This window comes from Kribbella sp. NPDC050820, assembly GCF_040653975.1.
GTDB lineage: Bacteria > Actinomycetota > Actinomycetes > Propionibacteriales > Kribbellaceae > Kribbella.
On the sequence record NZ_JBFAHB010000011.1, the window covers coordinates 39349 to 60968 of the forward strand.

18 protein-coding genes are annotated in these 21620 nt (G+C 68.0%); 13 read left to right on the forward strand and 5 right to left on the reverse strand.

Annotated features, from left to right (window positions below; translation table 11 throughout):
• Positions 1 to 20: 20 nt before the first annotated feature.
• Positions 21 to 410, reverse strand: a complete 390-nt coding sequence (gene trxA / locus AB0H36_RS12695) for a thioredoxin (protein WP_360520752.1) — start codon at positions 408 to 410, stop codon at positions 21 to 23.
• Between the two features lie 144 nt (positions 411 to 554).
• A complete protein-coding gene (locus AB0H36_RS12700) occupies positions 555 to 1430 on the reverse strand; it encodes an aldo/keto reductase (RefSeq protein WP_360520754.1) in 876 nt (291 codons plus the stop codon).
• Between the two features lie 416 nt (positions 1431 to 1846).
• Here AB0H36_RS12700 and AB0H36_RS12705 point away from each other — a divergent pair, with 416 nt between their 5' ends.
• From AB0H36_RS12705 to AB0H36_RS12740, 8 genes are all read left to right on the forward strand, one after another.
• Positions 1847 to 3079, forward strand: a complete 1233-nt coding sequence (locus AB0H36_RS12705; RefSeq protein WP_360520757.1) for a conjugal transfer protein — start codon at positions 1847 to 1849, stop codon at positions 3077 to 3079.
• A 49-nt stretch (positions 3080 to 3128) separates the two neighbouring features.
• A complete protein-coding gene (locus tag AB0H36_RS12710) occupies positions 3129 to 3416 on the forward strand; it encodes a hypothetical protein (protein WP_132207221.1) in 288 nt (95 codons plus the stop codon).
• On the forward strand, positions 3416 to 3997 hold the full coding sequence (locus tag AB0H36_RS12715; RefSeq protein WP_360520760.1) for a hypothetical protein: 582 nt from the start codon (positions 3416 to 3418) through the stop codon (positions 3995 to 3997). The genes AB0H36_RS12710 and AB0H36_RS12715 overlap by 1 nt, the downstream gene beginning before the upstream one ends.
• Positions 3994 to 7029 carry an ATP-binding protein gene (locus tag AB0H36_RS12720; protein ID WP_360520763.1) on the forward strand — a complete coding sequence of 1012 codons (3036 nt, stop codon included), beginning with the start codon at positions 3994 to 3996 and terminating at the stop codon, positions 7027 to 7029. Before AB0H36_RS12715 ends, AB0H36_RS12720 begins: the two co-directional genes overlap by 4 nt.
• The gene (locus AB0H36_RS12725; protein ID WP_360520766.1) at positions 7026 to 9032 is read left to right on the forward strand and encodes a hypothetical protein; all 2007 of its coding nucleotides are present in this window, start codon (positions 7026 to 7028) and stop codon (positions 9030 to 9032) included. Before AB0H36_RS12720 ends, AB0H36_RS12725 begins: the two co-directional genes overlap by 4 nt.
• A 6-nt stretch (positions 9033 to 9038) precedes the next feature.
• The gene (locus tag AB0H36_RS12730) at positions 9039 to 9995 is read left to right on the forward strand and encodes a hypothetical protein (protein WP_360520769.1); all 957 of its coding nucleotides are present in this window, start codon (positions 9039 to 9041) and stop codon (positions 9993 to 9995) included.
• 21 nt (positions 9996 to 10016) lie between these two features.
• Positions 10017 to 11159, forward strand: a complete 1143-nt coding sequence (locus AB0H36_RS12735; protein WP_360520772.1) for a hypothetical protein — start codon at positions 10017 to 10019, stop codon at positions 11157 to 11159.
• A gap of 279 nt (positions 11160 to 11438) precedes the next feature.
• Positions 11439 to 12290, forward strand: a complete 852-nt coding sequence (locus AB0H36_RS12740; RefSeq protein WP_360520775.1) for a M48 family metalloprotease — start codon at positions 11439 to 11441, stop codon at positions 12288 to 12290.
• A gap of 27 nt (positions 12291 to 12317) precedes the next feature.
• Here the strand turns inward: AB0H36_RS12740 and AB0H36_RS12745 are convergent, their stop codons facing one another.
• The 3 genes from AB0H36_RS12745 to AB0H36_RS12755 all read right to left on the reverse strand — a co-directional run bounded on the left by AB0H36_RS12745 (position 12318) and on the right by AB0H36_RS12755 (position 16072).
• Complete coding sequence (locus AB0H36_RS12745) at positions 12318 to 13418, reverse strand: winged helix DNA-binding domain-containing protein (protein WP_360520778.1); 1101 nt, start codon at positions 13416 to 13418, stop codon at positions 12318 to 12320.
• A 78-nt stretch (positions 13419 to 13496) separates the two neighbouring features.
• Positions 13497 to 14609: an SDR family NAD(P)-dependent oxidoreductase gene (locus AB0H36_RS12750; protein WP_360520781.1), complete on the reverse strand. Its 1113-nt coding sequence runs from the start codon at positions 14607 to 14609 to the stop codon at positions 13497 to 13499.
• On the reverse strand, positions 14606 to 16072 hold the full coding sequence (locus tag AB0H36_RS12755; RefSeq protein ID WP_360520784.1) for an NAD(P)/FAD-dependent oxidoreductase: 1467 nt from the start codon (positions 16070 to 16072) through the stop codon (positions 14606 to 14608). Before AB0H36_RS12755 ends, AB0H36_RS12750 begins: the two co-directional genes overlap by 4 nt.
• Before the next feature lie 73 nt (positions 16073 to 16145).
• On the opposite strand from AB0H36_RS12755, the gene AB0H36_RS12760 reads away from it, so the two are divergent.
• From AB0H36_RS12760 to AB0H36_RS12780, 5 genes are all read left to right on the forward strand, one after another.
• Positions 16146 to 16733 carry a TetR/AcrR family transcriptional regulator gene (locus AB0H36_RS12760; RefSeq protein ID WP_360520787.1) on the forward strand — a complete coding sequence of 196 codons (588 nt, stop codon included), beginning with the start codon at positions 16146 to 16148 and terminating at the stop codon, positions 16731 to 16733.
• 109 nt (positions 16734 to 16842) lie between these two features.
• A complete protein-coding gene (locus tag AB0H36_RS12765; RefSeq protein ID WP_360520789.1) occupies positions 16843 to 18297 on the forward strand; it encodes a M36 family metallopeptidase in 1455 nt (484 codons plus the stop codon).
• Positions 18298 to 18335: 38 nt separating this feature from the next.
• A complete protein-coding gene (locus AB0H36_RS12770) occupies positions 18336 to 19271 on the forward strand; it encodes an oxidoreductase (protein WP_360520792.1) in 936 nt (311 codons plus the stop codon).
• Between the two features lie 57 nt (positions 19272 to 19328).
• The gene (locus tag AB0H36_RS12775; protein ID WP_360520795.1) at positions 19329 to 20918 is read left to right on the forward strand and encodes an alpha/beta fold hydrolase; all 1590 of its coding nucleotides are present in this window, start codon (positions 19329 to 19331) and stop codon (positions 20916 to 20918) included.
• 156 nt (positions 20919 to 21074) lie between these two features.
• Complete coding sequence (locus AB0H36_RS12780; RefSeq protein WP_360520798.1) at positions 21075 to 21569, forward strand: LamG domain-containing protein; 495 nt, start codon at positions 21075 to 21077, stop codon at positions 21567 to 21569.
• Positions 21570 to 21620: the final 51 nt, after the last annotated feature.

Here is a 21620-nt window from a genome sequence, read left to right on the forward strand (position 1 = left end):
TTCGACAGTGCTGTGTGCTGTCAGTGGCTGTGCGGCTCGCTGCCGTGCTCGGCCTCGTGGGCGGCGATCTGGGCGCGGACCTCTTCCATGTCGACCGCGCGGAGCTGGCCGATCAGATCCTCGAGGGCGGCGGCCGGGAGCGCGCCGGGCTGCGAGTACAGGACGACGCCGTCACGGACTGCCATCAGCGTCGGGATCGAGCGGATCTGGAACGCCTGGGCGAGCTCGACCTGCGCCTCGGTGTCGACCTTGCCGAACGTGATGTCCGAGTGCGTCTCGGACGACTTCTCGTACACCGGTCCGAACATCTTGCACGGGCCGCACCAATCGGCCCAGAAGTCCACCAGCACGAGGCCCTCGCCACTGACGACCTCGTTGAAGTTCTCCTGGGACAGCTCGACCGTTGCCACTACGACCTCCGAAGTTAGACGAATACAGCCTCTACAACACCAGGCCGGCCGCCGGTGTTCCCGTCCGGCTCGCGGGTCCGGCGTACAAGCGCTTGACCCTGACCGGAATGCGGATCGGCGAGTGTGACCTGGCACACGTCGAGGTCAGATCGGCATGTCCACGAAGGGTGACGAGTAGTCCTGCACCTCGTCGAGGATCGACGCGGCGTCCTCCGCACTGATGTCGGCCCGCTCCCGCTCGGCGATCACCATCTGCTGCAGCAACCGGGTCTCGCCGGCAGTGGCCAGGCCGGTGATCTCCGGGTGCCCATTGAGCAGCCACGCGGTCGCGGCCGTGATGTAGCGCTGCTCGTCGAACGGCCGGTACCAGGTGTCGTACGACTTCTCCTCGCCGTCCCGCCAGTTGCGCCGGGCAATCATCTTGATCGTCATCAGGGCCGCATCGGAAGCCTTCACCGTGTCCACGAGGGCCGCATAGTCGGCGGCGTACTGCGGATCCGTCGACAGCCGGTAGTTCAGCGGCGTCAGCACACTGTCGAAGTCGAAGCGGCGCAGGCCCTCGGTGTGCACGGCCGGCGCCTGCGCGGTGTGGCCGGTGATCCCGATCGCCCGGACCAGTCCTTCTTCCTTGGCGCGGACGGCTGCTTCGAGCGATCCGCCTTTGCCGGTGACGAGATCGAGGTTCTCCAGGTCGCACACGGCGTGCATCTGGATCAGATCGACATGGTCGGTCTGGAGCCGCTCGAGGGACCGGTTGATTTCGGACCAGGCCTCCTCGTAAGTCCGGCGGCCGGTCTTGGTCGCGAGGAAGATCCGGTCCCGGATCTCCGGCATCCGCGGACCGAGCCGGATCTCCGCGTCGCCGTAGTCGGCGGCGACGTCGAAGTGGTTGATGCCGGCGTCCAGGGCCTCCTGGATCGAGGCGTCGGCCCGATCCTGGTCGACCCCGCCGAGCGACGCGGCGCCGTAGATCAGTACCGAGCTCTCGTGGCCGAGTCTGCCCAGTCGGCGAGTTTCCATCCTGGTCCTCCAGGGGGTAGCAGGGTTACTGCGACCCTATGCCCGCCCCGGCGTTTTGACCCCTCGCCACGGGAGAGTTTTCCACAGGCTGGACGTATCGATCAGTTACTATGCGTGACTAGTTGATGCGCTCTTTACCATGTTGTTCGCACGGATCTTCGAACCTGTCCGCGGTGTGTGGCATGGTGTGCGCTGCCTGATCGACTTGATCGGGCATGAGAGAGGAGCTATGACGACCGTACCGAAGGTGTCACCCTTGCCCGTTGAGGGTGACACTTCCCGCGAGCGGGGTAACAGTATGGCTGCGGGGAGCGATGGAGCATCCGGATCCTGGTCTCAGGCCTCCCGGAGGGCAGTTGCTTGCCGTATTGTCCCGGCTACTGTCCGCGTAACTGCTGTCTGAGGGGCGGGTAGCGATGAGTTGGTGGCGAACGTTGCTGAATCTGCCGCCAAAAGGTGAGCACTGGTCGGACCAGCGCCGCACAAAGAAGCCGGGCAAAGGACGCCCGTCGAACACCGCACCGGAGTGGTGGGACCACCCGGATGGCCCGGTGTCACCCACTCCTCGCCAGGCACAGGGCGTAGCCGCGCAGTACTCGGCTCCACAGCCGCACCCGCCGACCGGCGGAGTGATGGCTCCGCCTCGTCGTCCGTCCGCTCGTACGCCGGACAGCGCGCACCGCACACCCGAACGTCTGAAACAGCGCTCACCTCACGGTACGCACCCCGCACCCGGTCCGGTCCGGGAGCCGCTCGATCACGGACAGCCGCCGTGGTCGACGGAGCCCGAGTCGTCGTTCTCCACCTGGGCCCGGCGGTTCTTCCGCGGCCTGGTGGTCGTCGTGCTGCTGCTCGCCGCGATCAGCGGCATCCGCTCCTGGGTCGCGCCGAACCGCGCCCCGGAGACGGTCGTCAGCAACCAGAACAGCTTCCCGGTCGACGAGGCCCGTGCGGTCGCGACCAGGTACGCCGTTTCCTACCTGAACTGGGACGAGGCGAACCCGGACGCCCGGCCCAACCTGATCACCCTCGACCTGGCGGCCGGCCTGGACAGCCGGGCCGGGTGGAACGGCCGCGGGAAGCAGACCGCCGACACGGCGTACCCGGGAGAGGTGAAGGTCGACTCCGCCGGCGTCACCGCGGTGGTCGACGTACGTGTAGAGGTTCGGTCGTTCACCAAGCGCGGGCAGGCCTGGGTTGCCGGTCCGTACTCGTGGGAGCGGCTGTCCGTACCGGTCGCCCGGACGGCGTCGCGGGTGGTGGCCAGCGGGCCGCCGACGTTCGTGCCGGACGAGCGGGCCGCGCTGCCGGAGAACATGCCGGAGGCCGGCATCGCGGACGACGAGCTGACCGCGGCGACACTGAAGGACGCGGAGGCGTTCTTCAGCGCGTACGCGGAGTCCGACAACAAGGTATCGGCAGTGACCGCGCCGGGCTCGACCATCCGCAGTCTGAACGGCTCGGTGAAGTTGGCCGAGCTGAAGGACTGGCAGGTCTACACCGGCAACGACGACGAGCGGCGAGCGACCGCCGCCGTCACCTGGGACGGGGCGGGGGAGACCACCCTGGACCAGACGTACACGCTCACGCTGCGGCGGACAGTCGCCACGGACGGAGCACAGCGATGGCAAGTGGCTGCCGTCGGATGACACCAGCAACCCGCCGTCGGATGACCGAGGCAACAAGGGAGACACCGCAATGATGACGCACGAACTTGCCGCGAGCGTGGTTCAGCTCGCCGCGCCACTGGTCGACAGCAACGTCCCGACGGGCGCGGACTTCAAGGACTGGGTCCTGGTCATCGCGGGGAACATCTTCATCGCCATTCTCGTGCTGCGTGCCATCGGGCACTACTTCAAGCGCGAGTGGGGCGAGCTGTTCGGTCACATCGCGGCCGGGGTGCTGGTCGGAGGGCTGATCTACGCCAACAACCAGACCATCAACGTGCTCAAGGGCTTCTGGGGATTGCTGTCCGGAGGTAATTGATGCGCGTCGGCCGTACCCTGACCCACCACTTCGAGATCGAGACCCGGCAGTACGACCTGCTCGGCATCGACCTCGGAGAAGGCGCCCGGCGCCGGATGATCATCTTCGGAGCGGTCATCATCGTGCTCTGGGTCGCGCTGCTGATCCCGTTCATCGGGGTGCCGCAGAAGTCCACCGTCAGCCTGTACATCGTTCCGCCGTTCGTGATCACCGCGTTCGGCTGGCGACCCGGTAAGTTCCACGAACGCCGCCGCCGCGTGACCGAGTGGGCGCTGGCCGTCCGCTACGCGTTGCGCGCCCACCGCCCGATCATCGGTCTCGGCGCGCGGGCCGCCGACAAGACGGAGTACCTGCCATGGCGTGAGCGCGTCGCGACCCACAAGGTGGCCAACCTGGCGAAGGCCAGAGTGACGCCGGAGTGGGAACGCGAGGTCGTGGTGGAGCTGGATCCGAGGGTCCGCGCCGGCGCGGACATCACGGTGAACCAGCGGGCCCGCCTGCTCGGGGCGGATCACGTGCAGCGGGTCAGTCGCAGGACGTCGTCTGGGCTAGGCCGATCGGAGAGGAAGGGGCACGGATGAAGATCGCTGACAAGCTCCTGAACCTGGTGGGGGTCGGTCGTGAGCGCGGCCTGCCGCCACCTCGTCTTGTTGCCATCGCGGACGGCCTGCTCGTCACCGAGCGCAGCGCCGAGGCGTGGTTCCTGATCTCGGTGGCCAACACCGACCTCGCCACCGAGGCCGAGCAGGACGCGGCCCTCGACGCCGCGGTGAGCGCCGCCGCGACCATCCTCGGCGACCGCCTCAGCCACCTGAAGGTGGTCTGGGGACGCTCGACCGGCCAGGACTACATCGACAGCGTGACCGGCCACTACCGGCTCGGCGACCACGAGTCCTGGGCGCAGACCAGGGCCGACCGCATCGACGAGATGCGGATGCCGGAGCGGTACGTCGCCCTCGGCGTCCACCTGTCCGACCGCGACCCGCGCGCCACCGCCCAGGTCCGCGGCTCGATCAGCGACGCCCTCGGTACGACGTCCTGGCGCGTGAGCGCCCGTGAGCTGGCCCATCTCGACGAGCGGGTGCGCAAGCTCGCTCGCCAGCTGGGCTCGACCGTCTGGCGGGCGCACACCGCGCCGGCCGAGGTGATCTCCTGGCTGATCAGCCGCGAGATGCACCGCGGCGCCGTCGCCGCCCCGCGCCGTGGCCTCATCACCGGCGCGTCGCTGGCCCGGCTCACGTCCGGCCGGGTGGTGCCGTACACCGACCACCTGCGCATCTACGACACCCGCGGCCAGATCGCGGCGTACACGACCGTGCTCGCGATGACCGACTTCCCCGAGGAGCTCGAGACGCCGGGCGCGGGGGAGTGGCTGCGGACGCTGTCGGAGATCAAGGCGATCGACGACGACGGCGACGAGATCGACGTCACCGTGGAGGCATCCGTCCGGTTCCGGGTGCTGACCAAGAAGACCGCTCGGCACCTGGTCGACGAGACCCGCAAGAGCGCCAAGGAACAACGTAGGTCCGCCGCCAAGGGCACCGCGGAGGAGACCGCTGACGAGATCGTGGAGACCGAGCGCGTGATGCGCGAGGTCAAGCGCGACATCAACCGCAGCGGCCTGACCCTTGTCGAGGACCACCCCCGTCTGCTGGTCAGCGCGGACACCCGCGAGGACCTGGAGGCGTACGTCGACGCCGTCATCGCGCACTACGCCGACCGCGGCATCAGCGTCGCCGTCGGCGCGGACGAGCAGCGCGACCTTTGGCTGGAATCCTTGCCAGGCGACCAGTTGCGCGTTCCCGACCTCGGTCACGTCCGGGAGTCGACAGCCTTCTTCGGCTCCTGGTTCTGGGGTGGCGCGTCGATCGGCGACGCGACCGGCCCGGCCATCGGCTACCTGACCGGGTCGACGCCCGGTCTGGTGCGTTTCGACGCGGCCGCCGGTTCTGCTCTGGGTGACGCGACGACGACCCTGTTCCTCGGCCGTTCGGGTCGAGGCAAGACGACGGCCGCGATGCTCGGTGGTCTGGACTCGGCCTTCGCCGGCGCGTGGGTGCCGCTGCTCGACCTGAAGGGTGACGCGGCCGGCGTGTCCGCAGTCGCTGCGGAGTACGGCGTACCGACTGCTGTCGTCGAGATCACCGCACAGTTCTCCGGCGCTGCCGACCTGCTGCGCGTGCTGCCGGTCGACGACGCGTTGCTGCAGGCGCCTTCACAGCTGATGCTGCTGCTTCCGCCGCATCTGCGAGGTGCGGCTGAGGCTCCCGTCGTGGCCGCGACTCGTGCAGAAATCCAGTCGCCCGATCCGTCCTCGTGGGGCGTCATCCAGCGACTGTGCGCTTCTGACTCGGAGACGGTGCGGACTGTCGGCTTCGCACTGCGGGACCTCGTCGAGACCGGCCTCGGTTCGGTCGTCGCCGGTCCGCCGTCCGGCCTGTCCTCGCTGACCACCAACCCGGGCCTGTGGGTCGTGCAGATGCCTGGCCTGACCCTGCCCTCACCCGAGTCGGCGCCGGAGTCCTGGTCGCCGATCGAACGTGTCGGCATGGCCTGCCTGCGCGGCTGCCTCGCCTGGATGGTCCGTACGACGGGCCGCCGCGAGTTCCGTGGCCGCTCCAAGGTCGTCATCGTCCCCGAGGTCCACCTGCTCACGAAGACCCCGGACGGCGCGTCCTTCCTCGACTACATCGCCCGTGTCGGCCGTGCCCTCGGCGCGTCCCTGGTCCTCGACACGCAGGACCCCGCATCCATTCTGAAGCTGCCGGGCCTGGTCGAGCAGATCACCACCCTGTTCGCGTTCAGCCTGCGCTCCCGCGAGCAGGTCGACTCCCTGCTCGAACTGCTCGGCCGCCCGCAGACACCGCCGTACCAGACCCTTGTCCGCGGCATCAACACCGCCGCCAACGGCAAGAGCATCCGCCACGGCCACTGCATCATGCGCGACCGCTGGGACGAGGTAGCCACCGTCCAGATCGACATCCCCAGCCAGCAGGTGGCCGCCCTCCTCCGCACGACCCCCGAATCCGAGCACGCCACCGAACCGGCCCAGCCCGTCCTCCCGCCCGTCGAAGTCGACCCCTTCGCCGAAGACGAGGAAACCCCCCAACCTGCCGCCACCGCCACAGCCCAAGCCGAGGCCCACACCCAGGCCCCACCCCAGCCAGACCCGGCCTACGCCGAGCCGACTCCCAACGGCTCGCCGCACCCCGAGCCAACTCCCAACGGCTCGCCGCACCCCGAGCCGACTCCCAACGGCTCGCCGCACGCCGAGCCGACGTACACGGAGCCCACGCAGCCGATTCCGACGCAGCACCACTCCCAGCCTGCGCCGGAGCCGACGCCTGCCGAGCCCACGTACGCCGAGCCACCAGCACCCCCCGCCCCCGCGGTAGCCCAGCAAAACGGCCACCCCCCAACCCCCAACGGCCAAGACCACACCCACCCCCTCCGCTACGAGTCCCCCATCGGCCCCGACGAGGTCTACGACCAAGAAGCCGACGAAGCCGCCTACAACGAAGCCATGTACCCCGCCTACGGCGACAACGGCTCCCCGTCCCCCGACGACGACGCACAACGCCCCAGCTCCTCAAACAAGGAGCACGTCGCATGACCTGGCAGCGCCGAACCAAAACGGCGCTAACCGCCCTAGCGATCTCCACGATCCTCATGAGCCAGGTAGCCCTTGCCGCCGACCCGAACCAGGGACCCACCAACCCGGCAGGCTTCGCTGATCTCCTCCCGACCCCGGACCTGACTCACGGCGACACCCGCACGTTGTTCGAGCAGTACAGCCCGATGGTCTACGGCCTGGACTTCGACACCGGGATCTCGGACTCGTTCAACATGATCTTCAACGGCTACGCGTATCTCGTGATGATGTACATCGTCGCGCTGACGCGCGCAGCGATCTCGGTAGGTTGGTGGCTGTTCTCGTTCACTGATGTCAAGCCGCTCACCGACGCGACATCGGCCGTCATCGGCGAGACCGGCAACCAGTTGGTCGGTTGGCTTCTGCCATCCGCCCTCGCCTTCGGTGCGGTCGCCGCCTACACCCAGCGACGGGCCACAGGAAGTGCCATGGGCCAACTGGTCTGGGTCTTCGTCGCAGGCGTCCTGAGCATCAGCTTTGCGCTGGCTCCTGCCACCTGGCTCCGTGGGGTCGATGGAGCCCGCCAGTTGGGCGCGGGTGCCGTGATGACCGCCTCGTCCGATGCGTTGGGACCGACGATGCAGACCCCGATCCCGTGGCCGGAGCCAGGGTTCGCCGGTACGCCGAGAGACACTCTGCTCAGGAAGTCCGCAGACGCAAGTTGGCGCGGGTTTGCTGTCACACCGTGGTGCATCGCCGAGTTCGGATCGATCGCTGCTTGTGAGAGATACGGCAAGGGGATGCTGGACGTCGGCAGCAACCCCGCTGACAGGCGTGAGTACATCAACAAGGTCGTCGTCCCCGCCGAGGGCGGTGAAAACTCACCGACTGCCAAATGGGTCAAGGGGGACAATCCATTCGGCCGCACGGCAGTAGTCATGCTTGCTGCCATCGCGGCCACTCTGTTCGGCTTCCTCAACATTGGCCTCGCATTCACAGCCTTGATGGCGTTTATCGGTGCGCTGCTCCTCCTTGTCGTCGGTGTCTTTTTTGCATGTCTGTGGATCATTCCAGGCAGACCCCGCCAGTGGGGCTTGAACTGGTTCGAAGCACTCGTCGGTCTCGTGCTGCAATCATTTCTCGCGATGCTCGTGTTCGGCACCGCGCTGACGTTGGTCACTGCGGTATTCACCCTGAGTGGGTCACTGGGCTGGCTTCCCGTGACCGGCCTGGCAATTGCCGTCCTGATCGTCGGGTTCAAGCTGCGCCGGCTGTTGGACAGTCTCACCACGATGATGCGCCCCGGTGCTGGAAGCATCATGCTCGGTGGTCTTGCCCGACGTGGTGCGATGACCGCTGTTAGGCGAATCATGGGTGCGCTAGGCAGTCGAGGTGCGGCACCGGTTCCGGCCGAGAGGGCCCGCGACCGCGCACGTACCGGAGAGAGCGCCACCCAGCGCGTGTCGTCCGTGCGTGTGTACAGGCAGGCGCCCGTGGTTGGTTCGCTGTCTCGGGGAGGTGCGGCTAGTTCGCCGTATGAATTGACGGCGGGGCCTGAGCGGCGTAAGGCGGATGCTGCAGGCGGCCCGGGTGGGTTCGGGCCTGGTGGGCAGCAAGCTGGTGCTGAGGGTGGCGCTGTGCGGGCAGCAGGCGTGTCCGGGCCGGCCCGGAGCACGTCGGCCTTGAATCTCGCCCGCGCACGAGCGCAGTCCAAGGGCGAAGGCCGCCGTACGATCTCGATCTCGGCGGCCAACGTCGCGTCGACCAGCAGCTCAGGGAACCGCGGCACCCCCGCAGAAGCCCAGAAGGCCCGTCACTCCCGCCGGCCAGCCCCAACCCCAGCCGCGGTCAGCGAGCCAAGGTACGAGCCAAGGGCATACACGCACTCGGCCAGCCTCCGCGAGGGGCCGCCCAAGGGTCGCCAGCGGCGTCGGGCGGCGACGGCTCCGCAGCCTCGCCGGTTCCGCGAGTACTCCGCCATCACGAAAGACGGCGTGACCATACACGTGCCGACGCGCAGGTGATCGCGGATGGCACGCAAGCACCGATCGACTGAGGACCGGCGGGAAGGCGCACGTCGCGCCTCGAGCCGGCACGCCCGCGAAACCGGCCCCGAGTACGACGAGTACGGCGACTACGACGAGTACGACGACCGCGGAGAGCGCCGGCACCCGGACGCGCCGGACAGTTGGCGTTCGCTGATGAGCACGGACTACGACTACCCGGAGGAGATGCGCGACCTCCGTGGTCGCGATCGCCGTCGCGCGAAGAAGGAATGGCGGCGCGACGACCACGCGCAGCGGATGGCTTGGTTGCGCAACCAACGTCAGGCCGAGCCGACCAGCCCGGCCGTCATCGTCGCGCTGGTCATCCTGCTGGCGATCATCATCCTCGGCCTCGGTGGCGGCCTGCCGCGCCTGCTCGGCCAGGAAAGCTCCGACGACGGCGCTCCCGTCGGCCTGCTGACCCCGGGGCGTTCGGTGGTCCTGCCGACCGCGCCGTCGAGCACCCAACCGGGCCAAGGTACGTCCGAATCCACCCCTCCGCCGCTGACGACGCCGCCACCGCAAACCCAGCGCCCCGCGGCCGAAGCGACCGCGCTCGCCACCGACGTGGTCGGCACCTGGGCACGGACGTTCTACACGCGCGATCCGGCCGCGGAGTCGTACTCGGACCTGGTCGCCAAGTCGGCGCAGTACATGACGGCTGAGGTCGCGTCCAGCTTCACCTCGGCCGGCGATCCGACGTACGACGCACTGAAGAAGGACGGCGGGAAGTCGACAGTCGTCTCCGCACCGGTGAGCGCGCCACCGGCCAACGCGGATGCGCCGGTCGACACGCCGGACCGAATCACCAGATTCGTCAAAGTCACCATCAACGTCACCGGAAAGAACGCTCAGCGATTCGACGTACCCCTGCTCGTCACGCTGGTGAATCAGGACAACCAATGGGTCATCAGCGAAGTGTCAGGCGGTACCGGGCCATGACCACGTTGGTGGAGGGCTGCGATGTTCGATGAGCGTGATCTCGGCAGGGGCATTTTCGCAGTCGCGAACCGGGGTGTGTTCGTCAAGGCCGCGGCGGCTCTGGCGGTGGTCGGGGTGGCGAGCCTGCTGATGCTCGCTCCGTTCGGCGGGACGGGCAAGCCGCAGGCGGCCTGCTTGCCGCTGGCGCCGGGGCAGGCCGACAACCCGATGCCGAACGGTCCGCTGCGGGCTACCCAGATCGGCTGGGCGAAGATGATCGACGAGGTGGCTGTTCAGCGCGGGCTTCCCGGGCGGGCGACTCTGATCGCGCTGATGACGGCCCTGGTGGAGTCGAATCTGCAGAACCTGACGTACGGCGATGCCGACTCGGTCGGGCTCTTCCAACAGCGGCCCGGTGCGGGCTGGGGCGACGCTCTCAAGATCACGTCGGACCCGGTGTACTCGATCAAAGCCTTCTTCGGTGGTAAGGACGAGCCAGAGCCCCCGGGCTTGGTGGACATCGACGGTTGGCCGTCGATGGCCCTCGGGGACGCGGCCCAGCGAGTGCAGGTGTCCGCGTTCCCCGAGCGCTACGCCACGCGCGAGGGCGAGGCGCGCCAGATCGCCGCACAGGCCGGCATCGACCTGACGCGCACCGGCAACCCGTACGCCGGCCGAGCCGGCACAGCGCCGACCGGCGACATCGAGGGCGTCGACCAGGACAACGACTGCGATGGTGGGGACCTGATCTCCGGCAAGCCGGTCAACGGAGTGTGGCCGCCGGAGGAGCAGAGCGTCACCGACCCGACCGGCACCGGCGGCATGGTCACCCCGCGTACGGCGGCCTGGGTCGCCCAAGCCCGCCAGAACCTCGGCACCCTCAGCATGAGCTGCTGGGACGCACACCTCTGGAACCCGACCAGCGACCACCCCCGCGGCAAAGCCTGCGACGTCATGGTCGGCACCGACGCCCGAAAATCGTCCCCGGCCCGCGCCCGCGGCGACCAGATCGCCAACTGGGCCGTGAAGACCGCCGGCCAGACCGGCGTACGCTACGTCATCTGGTACGGCAAAATCTGGTCCGCCCGCCGAGGCACCTGGATCCCGTACAACGGCGGCGGCGTCTACAGCCCCACCGACGCCACCGGCGGCCACTACGACCACGTCCACGTGTCGCTGTACTGATAACGGATGACGACGGCCGCCAGAACGAAACTGTCGTAGGAAGAGAGCATCCAGATGACAGGCCCCGGGAATCACGACGAGCACAACGGTGCCTGGCCGCAGGGCCCTGGACCAGGTCCGGAGCAGCCGCCGAACCCGGCCGTTCCGCCGAACACGGCGCCACCTCCGTGGGCCCAACTCCCGCCAGCCGGTGGAAGCCACGCTGAGCCAGGGGCGTCGCGGCCACGACCATCAGTTGTCCTTCCGGAACCTTCTGCATGGACGGCTCTGCTGGCTGCTGTGCCGTGGTTCTTCTGGAGTCTTGTTCTCGTCACGTGGATCGCCGGCGCCATCGGCTTCGGTTGGGGCTGGATCGTGGTAGCCATCTGGATTCTGTCTGGCGCATTGAGCTTCCTGCCCGCGACAGAGGACCTGATGGCCAGGTATCTCTTCCGGCTGCGCAAACCGACTCTTGTCGAGCAACAGCGGTTGGGACCGGCCTGGCACCATCTCTTGCAGCGCGCTGGCGTTCGTGAGGGCCGATTCTCCCTATGGGTCCAGGAGTCGGATGACGTGAACGCGACGCCTACGCCAGGGCACGTCGTTGCGACGACAAGATGGGCGCTCTACACACTGCCGCCCGCGCATCTCGAGGCTGCCCTGGCGCATGAGCTCAGTCACCACCTGGGCGGGCGTGCCTGGCTCAGTCTGCTCAGCTTCTGGTACTCGATCCCGGCGCGGTGTGGACTGATTGCGGCCCGAGGCATCGCGCGACTGATCAGGCGTGTGCCAGCTGTCGGATGCCTCATCGTTGGATTCCTCGTCATGGCCTATGTCGGGCTTGCACTCGCTGTCTTTGCCTTGGGCTATGGCCGAATCTGGCTCTTCCTGTACTTGACTCCCTTTATCGCTCCTCCGTTCCTTGCATGGCTCAACCGCTGGCACGTCAAACAGGCGGATCGAAAGGCCGCGCAAATGGGGTACGGCGAGACGTTGGTGCAGGTCCTCTACGGCTGGCAGATGCAGCATCAGCAGACTCTTGGCCGGGAGACGAGTCGCAAAGACCAAGTCATGAGCAACACTCCTGCGCTGACCGAACGGGTGAGCACTCTGGAGCAGGCCGGCACCCAGGCACCGCCGAACTGGAGCTGAGTTCGTCCGGCACCGAGGTTGACCTTTTCAGCCCGTGAACTTGACCTCGTGGGTAGCGCCTGGGGACGTGAAGGCCAGGAGGTTGTGGGCTTCGGTTTCCAGGGCGGTGCGGATGGGGCGGGTTAGGGGGACTATGGGCTGGATTTCCAGGGTGGCTTGGGTTTTGGTGGTTTTGGTTTGTTTCCAGAGGGCGGTGGCTTGGCCGTTGTGGAGGGTGGAGCCTCGGGTCAGGACCTCTTGGAGGGTTAGGGACTTGCGGGTTGCGGTGTCTATCCAGCGGGAGCGGTCGGCGTGGGAGAGGAGGAGGTTGTCGTACTCGGGGAGGAAGCGGGTGGGGACCTCGGTGTGTTCGTCGGGGAGCGTGATGTCGGGGAGGTCGTAGAGGGTGCGGCCGGAGTCGGCGTCGGTGTAGGTGCGGAGGTCCAGGCGGTCGAAGACCTCGGACAGGCGGGTGAGGCCGGACCAGGTTTGGGCGTCTGCGACGGAGGCGGGGCCGTAGGCGGCGAGGTAGCGCAGTACCAGGTCGTCGACGGACGGGTTGGGGTCGACGGGGGAGCCGAGCCAGAGGTCGGCGGTGGACATCGCGGGGTTGCCGCCCTTGCCCCAGATACCGCGGGGCGGGGTCTGGATGGTGGGGAGCAGGCAGCGTACGGCGTGGGCGAGTGCGGCCGGCTCGCGGTCGGGCCAGAGCGGACCGAGGTGGTCGCGGAGTTGTACGGCGGTCGCGGGGCCTTCGGCCATGCGTTCGATGCCGGCCTTCAGTACTGCGTCGATGTCGAGACCCTCGAGCCGATGACGCCCGTACGTCATGTTCTGGAACACCTCGCGCTCGAGCCGCGGCTGCGTCACCGCGCGGAACGCGAGGAAGTCCCGGCTCGACATCAGGTGGATCGTTGCTCGCATCATCGAACCGCGGACTGCCTCACGACGCTCGAGCAGCCCGGCGAGCTCGGCGGGGTCGAAGTTGTTCAGGCGGGTCCAAAGGCCGACGTACGGCGCGAGTGGCGACTGTGCCTGCATGCCGACGAGGTGCTCGATCGCCTCGAGCGCGGTCGCATCGCGGCGCTCGATCAGCCACTGGCGGTGCAGGGTGGCGCGGTTCTGGGCTTGCAGGCTCAACTTCGACATGGCTGATCCTCTCCTGGTTTACGGATCAAACGCTAGGAGAGGAAGAGGCCAGGATCGGTCCTCTACTGAGAACCGGAGTCAGGCCTCTCGGGTCCGGCTGAAGGTGGCGAGGCGGGCGTTGTAGGCGCGGCGGGCGGCGTCGTCGACGGTTAGGCCGCGGTCGTCGCCGGCCAGGCGGCGGGCGAGGGCCATGGCTGACGCGGGGACGAGTCCGTCGAGGACCTTCCAGCCGCCTAGCCAGCGCGGGACTGTCAGTTCGGCCTGTTGGGTTCGGCAGGTGCGCAGTACGGCGGCTGCGACGTCTTCCGGGTCGACCGTCGGCAATAGACCGCCGAGGCGGACGCCGGAGGACAAGGAGGTGCGTACGGCGCCGGGCAGTACGGCGCTCGCGGTCACGCCGGTGCCGTGGAGCTCACGGCGTACGGCGGCGGTCAGGCCGACGGCGGCGTACTTCGACGCGTTGTAGACCGCCATCCCGGGGAACGGGATCTTGCCGGCCATCGAGGCGATGTTCACGACGTGGCCGTTGCCGCGGGCAATCATGCTGGGGAGGACCAGGCGCATGCCGTGGATCAGGCCCCAGACGTTCACGTCGAGGGTGGTGCGGCTGAGCTCGTCGGGTTCGTCGAGGAACCGGCCGAGTGGCATCACGCCGGCGTTGTTCACCAGGATGTCGATCCGCCCACTGTCGGCAATCACATTGTCAACAAAAGACAGGAAGGAGTCGCGGGAGGTGACGTCGAGAAACCAGGGCCCGTGGATGCAGCCACTGGAGAACTCGGCGCAATCGGTGGAGTGTGTGCCGGGTCGTAAGGCGGTGGGGTCGGCGGACGCGGCGCGAGGGTGAGGGGAGTAGTTGGTCGGGTCGGGGAAGGCGCCGGGGTGCGGGGAACTGGCGTCGTGCGGAGACGGTGTGCCGGGGGAAGGTGGGTCGGGGCGTGGGTCGGTGGGGGAGGGGGCTGGGTGTGGACGGGCGGGGGTTGCGCGGGTGTTGTCGGGGGACTGGGCCGTGGTGGGGTGGGGTGGCGGGTTGCTGAGGCTAGTGGGGTTGTCGGGTGTTGTGGGGGCGTCGAGGTCGCCTGTGTAGACGATGGCGCCTGCGGTGGCGAAGGCTTGGGCTGTGGCTAGGCCTATGCCTCGGGTGGCGCCGGTTACTACTACTACCGCGTTGGTTAGGAGGAGGGGTTTCATCGGGCTGGCTCCAAGGGGGCGGTGATGGTGTACGCGGTGGGGTCGAAGTGGGAGACGCGGGTGCGTAGGCGGGCGCTGGACCAGGGCCAGCTGAAGCTGTTGCGGCCGTTGGTGTCGTGGTAGTAGCTGGCGCAGCCGCCGGTTTCGTAGACCGTGCCGGTCAAGGCGGACTGGACTTCCGAGAGGAAGGCGGCCTGCACCTCCGGGCGTACGTCGAGACTCGACCAGCCGCGGTGGATCAGCGAAGACACCGCGGCGAGCACATGGTCGAGTTGGGCTTCCAGGATCATGAAGGCCGACGTGTGGCCGGTGCCCAGGTTCGGCCCGAGCAGGTTGAACAGATTCGGAAAGCCGGAGACCGCAGTCCCCAGGTAGGCCTGCGGCGACCCCTTCCAGTGATCGGCGAGGCTGAGCCCGGAACCGTCGAAGACCTTGGAAGCAACCGGCAGATCGAGGATCCGGAAACCGGTGCCGAGCACAACCACATCGGCCTCGACCCGAGACGCGTCCGCGCCGACGACGTACCGGCCGTCGAACCCGGTCACCGCAGTCGGATGCACCGACACGTTGCTCTGGGCAAGCGCTGGGTAGTACGTGTTCGACATCAGCAGTCGCTTGCACCCAAGCGTGTACGACGGAGTGAGTGCCGCCCGCAACGACGCCGACCGCACCGAACGACGCAGATGCAGCAACCCCACCTGCTGCACCGCCCGCATGATCCACGGATGCCGGAATCCGAGCCCCAGCGCCTCCATCCCCAAGTACTCGGCCCGCCGCAGCAACCGCTGCAACACCGGGAACCGCCGAAACGCCCACCGCTCCACGCCCGGCACATGATGATCCGGCTTCGGCAACACCCACTGCGCGGTCCGTTGAAAGACGTGCAGAGATTCGACCTCCGGCTGGATCGCCGGAATGAACTGCACGGCCGACGCACCCGTGCCGATGACGGCAACCCGCTTGCCGGCCAACGAGACCGAGCGATCCCACCGTGAGGAGTGGAAGACCGGCCCGGAGAAGCTTCCCGGGATCGACGGCATCAACGGCTCGTGCCATGGACCCGTGGCCGTGATCAGGATCCGCGCCTCGAACGGTCCGGTCGAGGTCTCCAGTGACCAGAGGGTGCGATCCGGATCCCAGGATGCGCGCACCAGTTCGACGCCGAAGCGCAGATGCGGCAGCACGCCGTACCGCGATGCTGTGTCGGCGAGGTATTGCCGGATCTCCGCCTGCCCCGCGAACGCCCGAGTCCACGAAGGATTCGGCGCAAACGAGTACGAGTACAAGGCCGACGGCACATCGCACGCACACCCCGGATAGGTGTTGTCCCGCCAGGTCCCACCCAGCGACGACGCCTTCTCCAGTACGACGAAGTCCGTGATCCCCGCCTGCCTCAACCGAATCGCCGCGCCGAGCCCGGAAGCCCCGGCGCCGACCACGACGACATCCAGAACGTCAGCCATCAGTTCACCTCCAGAAACCAACGGTATCCGAATACCAAGGGAATGCCAATACCGCAGGCACTAGAGTCGGACCATGCCGAGAATGACCCGCGCGGAGAGCCAGGCGCGGACCCGCGAAACCCTGGTGGCGACCGCGACCGAGCTGTTCCTGCGGGACGGGTACGGCGCGACGTCGCTGGAGAAGGTCGCGGACGAGGCCGGCTACTCCAAGGGCGCGGTCTACTCGAACTTCCGCAACAAGGACGAGCTCTGCCTGGCCGTGGTCGACGCGATCCGCGCCGACCAGGCGCACCGGATGGCGGTCGCGCTGGAAGGGGCCGCCACGCTCGAGGCTATGCTCACGTCGTTCCAGCGCTGGGCCGAGGCCACCATCGGCGACCAGGCCTGGACCGTCTTCGAGGTCGAGTTCGCGACCCGGGCCCGCCAGGACGACGTCGTACGGCGGGAGCTCGCGCAGCGGAACGCGCAGATCCGGGACGCGGTCACCGTCCTCCTCGAGGAACACGCGAAGGAGTTCGGCATCACGCTGCCGATGCCGGCGGCGGACTGCGCCACCGCGCTGCTCAGCCTCGGCGTCGGGCTGGGCGTCCAGCGCGCGATCGACCCCGACGTCGGCGTCTCGGTGCTTCCCAACGTCATCCGCCTGCTGGCAGGTGGCTGATTTCCCTTGCGACCCCGAACTTCTGCTTCCCACCGGCCGGCGGGAGAACTAGGGTTCGACGGACCGTAGTTGTTGCGTTACGCAACTCGTCCACCTAGGAGGGGAACACATGGCGAAACGCGTGATCGCGGTCGTCACTGCCGGTCTGGCCACCGTCTCGGTGGGGATGTCGTTCACCAGCGCTGCGGGGGCGGCGCCGGAGGCAAAGCCGGTGAACGACCTCGAGCTGATCAAGACCAAGACCTCGCTGCTCGGCAAGCACTACTGGTACCAGCAGACGTTCAAGGGCCTGCCGGTCGTCAACGGGTACTACGCCAAGCACGTGACCACATCCGGCGGCGTCCAGATCGCCGACGGGCGCGACGCCGTACCGGCGAACCTGGACGTGACCGCCAAGGTGCCGTCGGCAACGGCTACGAAGTCCGCCAACGCGGCGGTCAGCGCCCGCGCTGCCCGGGCCCGGATCGCCGGGCCGGAGAAGGACGTCACGCCGGCTCCGGCGGCGACCGACGGCGCCGCTCAGCTTGCCGTCGTCGGCGGCCCGGACGCGCGACTCGTCTGGAACGTCACCAGCCGGTCGGCGCAGGGTGTCACCCGCTCACTCGTCGACGCGAAGTCCGGTGCCGTGGTCGAGTCGAAGGTGATCAGTGACCACGCCGACGGTCGCGGCATCGTGTTCGACCCGAACCCGGTGGTCAGCGAGCGGGACGAGAAGCTGACCGACCAGGACGACGCCAACACCGACGAGCTGTTCCCGGCGCACAAGAGCGTGATCCTGCGCAACCTGGCCGGCAACGGCAAACTCGAGGGAACCTACGTCACCATCGTGAAGGCCAAGGGCGGACTGGCCGAGAGCGCGAACAACCAGTTCCTGTACTACCGCGACGACGACCGGTTCGAGCAGGTGATGGCGTACTACCAGGTCAACCAGACCCAGGAGTACATCCACAGCCTCGGCTTCACCGAGGTGAACAACGAGTCGCAGGACTTCGAGATCAACACCTACAACGGCGACAACTCGTTCTACGACCCGTCGAAGGACGTCATCACGATGGGCGAGGGGGGCGTCGACGACGGCGAGGACGCCGAGGTGATCTGGCACGAGTACGGTCACGCGATCCAGGACGACGTCGTTCCCGGGTACGGCGAGTCGCTGCAGGCCGGCGCGATCGGTGAGGGCTTCGGCGACTACTGGGCCGTCACGATGTCGGTGCCGGTGAGCCGGAACTTCGACCTGCCGTGCGTGATGGACTGGGACGCCACGTCGTACACGACCACCGAGCCGCACTGCCTGCGCCGTACCGACACCGGCAAGACCACCGACGACATCGTCGGCCAGGTGCACGACGACGGTGAGATCTGGTCGAACGCGCTGTGGGACATCCACAAGGCGCTCGGCCGGACCAAGGCCAACAAGGTGATCCTCGAGGGCACGTTCTTCTACGCGCCGGACACGTCGTTCGCCGACGCCGCCCGGGTCACCGTCCAGGCCGCTCGGCTGCTCTACGGCAAGGCCACGGCCGCCAAGGTGACCGAAGCCTTCCAGGCCCGCAAGATCCTCTGACCGACACCAGGTTGTGCGCCCACCGCTACTGTGGGCGCATGACCTGGAGTACGGCGGACATCCCTGACCTGACCGGACGGCGCGCACTCGTCACCGGCGCCACCAGCGGACTCGGCTACGAGACGGCGCTCGAGTTGCTCAGGCACGGCGCCGAGGTGCTGATCGCGGCGCGCAACCCGGAGAAGGCGGCCCGGAGCGCCGCCGACCTCAAGCAGGCGTCAGGCCGGGAGCCGATCGTCGTCGAGCTCGATCTCGCCGATCTGACGAGTGTGGAGAAGGCGGCCGACCAGGTCGCGAAGACCTACGACAAGCTCGACCTGCTGGTGAACAACGCCGGCGTGATGGCGACGCCGTACCGGCAGACAGCCGATGGGTTCGAGCTTCAGATCGGCACCAACCACCTGGGCCACTTCGCCCTGACCGGGCGGCTGCTCCCGTTGTTGCTCAAGGCCCCTTCCAGCCGGGTGGTGACCGTCAGCTCGTTCATGCACAAGACGGTGCGCGCCATCCACGAGGCCGACTTCCGGCGACCCGAGCAGGGCTACTCGAAGTGGGTCGCCTACGGGAAGTCCAAGCTCGCCAACGTGCTGTTCATGCTAGAGCTCGACCGCCGGGTGCGGGCGGCCGGGACCAACCTGCTCAGCGCCGGAGCGCACCCCGGCTACGCGTCCACGCATCTCCAGACGCATGGCCCGAAGCTGGCCGGGCGGTCCTTCGAGGCGAGGATCTGGACGGGCATCAACAAGCTCGTCGCGCAGCCCGCGGCCGCCGGCGCCTGGCCGAGCCTGTACGCCGCGACCAACCCGGATCTCCGGCCCGGGTCGTACGTCGGGCCCGGCTTCCTGGAGTACCGCGGGAAGCCGGCGATCGTGCTGCCGACCCGGACCGCACAGGATCCGGCGCTGGCCGAGCGGCTGTGGACCTGGTCTGTCGAGGCGACCGGAGTGGATCCGGTACTCACCGTGCTGAGGTAGTGACACAGCGGCAGATTTGTGGCTACTCTCCGGTAATCCCGAGCCGGAGGTCGTCCCGTGCGCAGAATCGCAGCCGCCCTTGCGGTCGTCCTGGCCTTTATCACGATCGGCCCGGCGGTCGGCGCCGAGGCGGATCAGGCCGGCTTCAGCACGTCGTACCAGCGCATCCCCGGCGCGGGTGGGATCGAGATCGGCGCGGTTGTGCTCACGCCGACCGGTCAGGGGGACGGCCCGTTCCCGCTGGTCGTGATGCCGTCCAGTTGGGGTGTCCCGAACGTCGAGTACGTCGGCCAGGGCGCCAAGCTGGCCAAGTCCGGCTTCCAGGTCATCTCGTACTCGAGCCGCGGATTCTGGGACACCGGCGGCGGCATCGACATCGCCGGTCCGCCGACCGTCGCCGACGTCAGCGAGGTGATCGACTGGGCGGACGAGCACACGCCGTCCGACACCAGCCGGGTCGCGGCCGTCGGGATCTCGTACGGCGCCGGCACCTCACTGCTCGCCAGCGCGCAGGACCCGCGGATCAAGGCGGTCGGCGCGATGAGCGGCTGGGCGGACCTGATCGCCTCACTCGACCCCAACGAGACCGTCGCGCTCCAGTCCGTCGCCGGCCTGCTTGCCTTGGGCAACGTGACCGGCCGGCCGGGACCGGAGATGGCGTCGCTGCAGGCGAAGTTCATCAGCGGGAACTTCGACGGCGCGATCGCCGAGGCCAAGCAACTCGCGCCGGTCCGGTCCGCGGCGACCATGGTCGACCGGATCAACGCCAACCGGCCGGCCGTGTTCCTGGCCAACGCGTTCGAGGACTCGATCTTCCCGCCGACGCAGTACACCGACTTCTTCACCCGGCTGACCGGGCCGAAGCGGCTGCTCCTGGCGCACGGGGACCATGCCACGCCCGAGGCGTCGGGTGCGAGCGGCCTGCCGAACGAGACCTGGGACAAGCTGGCCGCCTGGCTGCACCACTACCTGACCGGCGTCGACAACTGGGCCGACGACGAGGCTCCGGTTCAGCTGAAGTCGCAGCGCGGAGTCTGGCGCGGCTACTCGAGCTGGGCGGCCGTCGGGCAGGCGCGTACGTCGTACCTCACCAAGCCGATCGGGTTGTCGCGGACCGGCGCGCTGCAGACGCAGGCGTCGACAGGCTGGAGCAACGGAATCGGCGCGGGCGTGCCGACGATTGCCGACAGTGGCGTGGCGCTCGTTTCCGGCGCTCTGCAAGGGCTGCTGTCGATTCCGACTGGTGTGGTGACGCCGTTGGTGGATCGGTCGTTTGCGGGCGCGTGGTCCGGCCCGGTCTACACCAGTGACGCCGTCATCAACGGTGCGCCGAAGCTGCATCTGACGGTGCAGCCGTCTGGTGCTGACACGTCGCTGTTCGCCTATCTGTACGACGTTGACGCGCTCGGCATCGGCTCTTTGATCGCGCACAAACCGTTCACCTTGCGTGGAGCGACGCCCGGCAAGGCGGTGCCGATCGATCTTCGGCTGGAGGCGACGAGTTGGGAGGTGCCCGCCGGTCATCACCTCGTCCTGGTGGTCGACACGGTCGATCCGCGGTACCTCGGCCGGAGCGTGATCGGCAAGACCGTCACGTTCAGCTCTCCGGCCGGCGACCCGTCCTCGCTCACCATCCCGGTGGCATGACGACCCTCACCCGCCGGGGGTTCCTCGCCGGGCACACCCGGGCCGGACGGCATCCACTTCTACGCGCTCGACGGAACCACGGAAGATGCCGTCGGCAACAACGACGCCACCCTCTTAGGTGGAGCGATCTTTGCCCCAGGCAAGAACGGTCAAGGCGTGGCGCTGAACGGATCCGGTCAGTACGTCGACACCGGCGCCTCCCTGCTCGACACCAACGGCAACTACTCGGCCGCCGCCTGGGTGAAGCTGAACAAGGCCGACGGTTCGTTCCAGACCGTGGTCAGCCAGGACGGCGACCACGACAGCGCCTTCTTCCTGCAGTACTCCGGCCAGGATCAGCGGTTCGCGATGAGCTTCCCGGGCGTGCGCGCACTCTCCCCGACGAAGCCGAACCCGGATCAGTGGTACCACCTGACCGGCGTACGGGACGTCGTGAAGGGTGAGCTCAAGCTCTACGTGGACGGTCAGTTGGTGGCCACGAAGGCCGCGTGCAGCCTGGATGCGACGTCGACCGGGAACACTGTGATCGGGCGGGCCAAGTTCGGCGGGAACCAGGTCGACCACCTGGACGGCACGGTCGACCAGGTGCACGTCTACGACCGGGCGCTCACCGATGCGGAGGTGCGAACACTCTACGAGTCCGGCCGCTGACCAACTCCCCACGTTCGGGATGCGAACATCGCTCGCAACCCCGATGCTGGT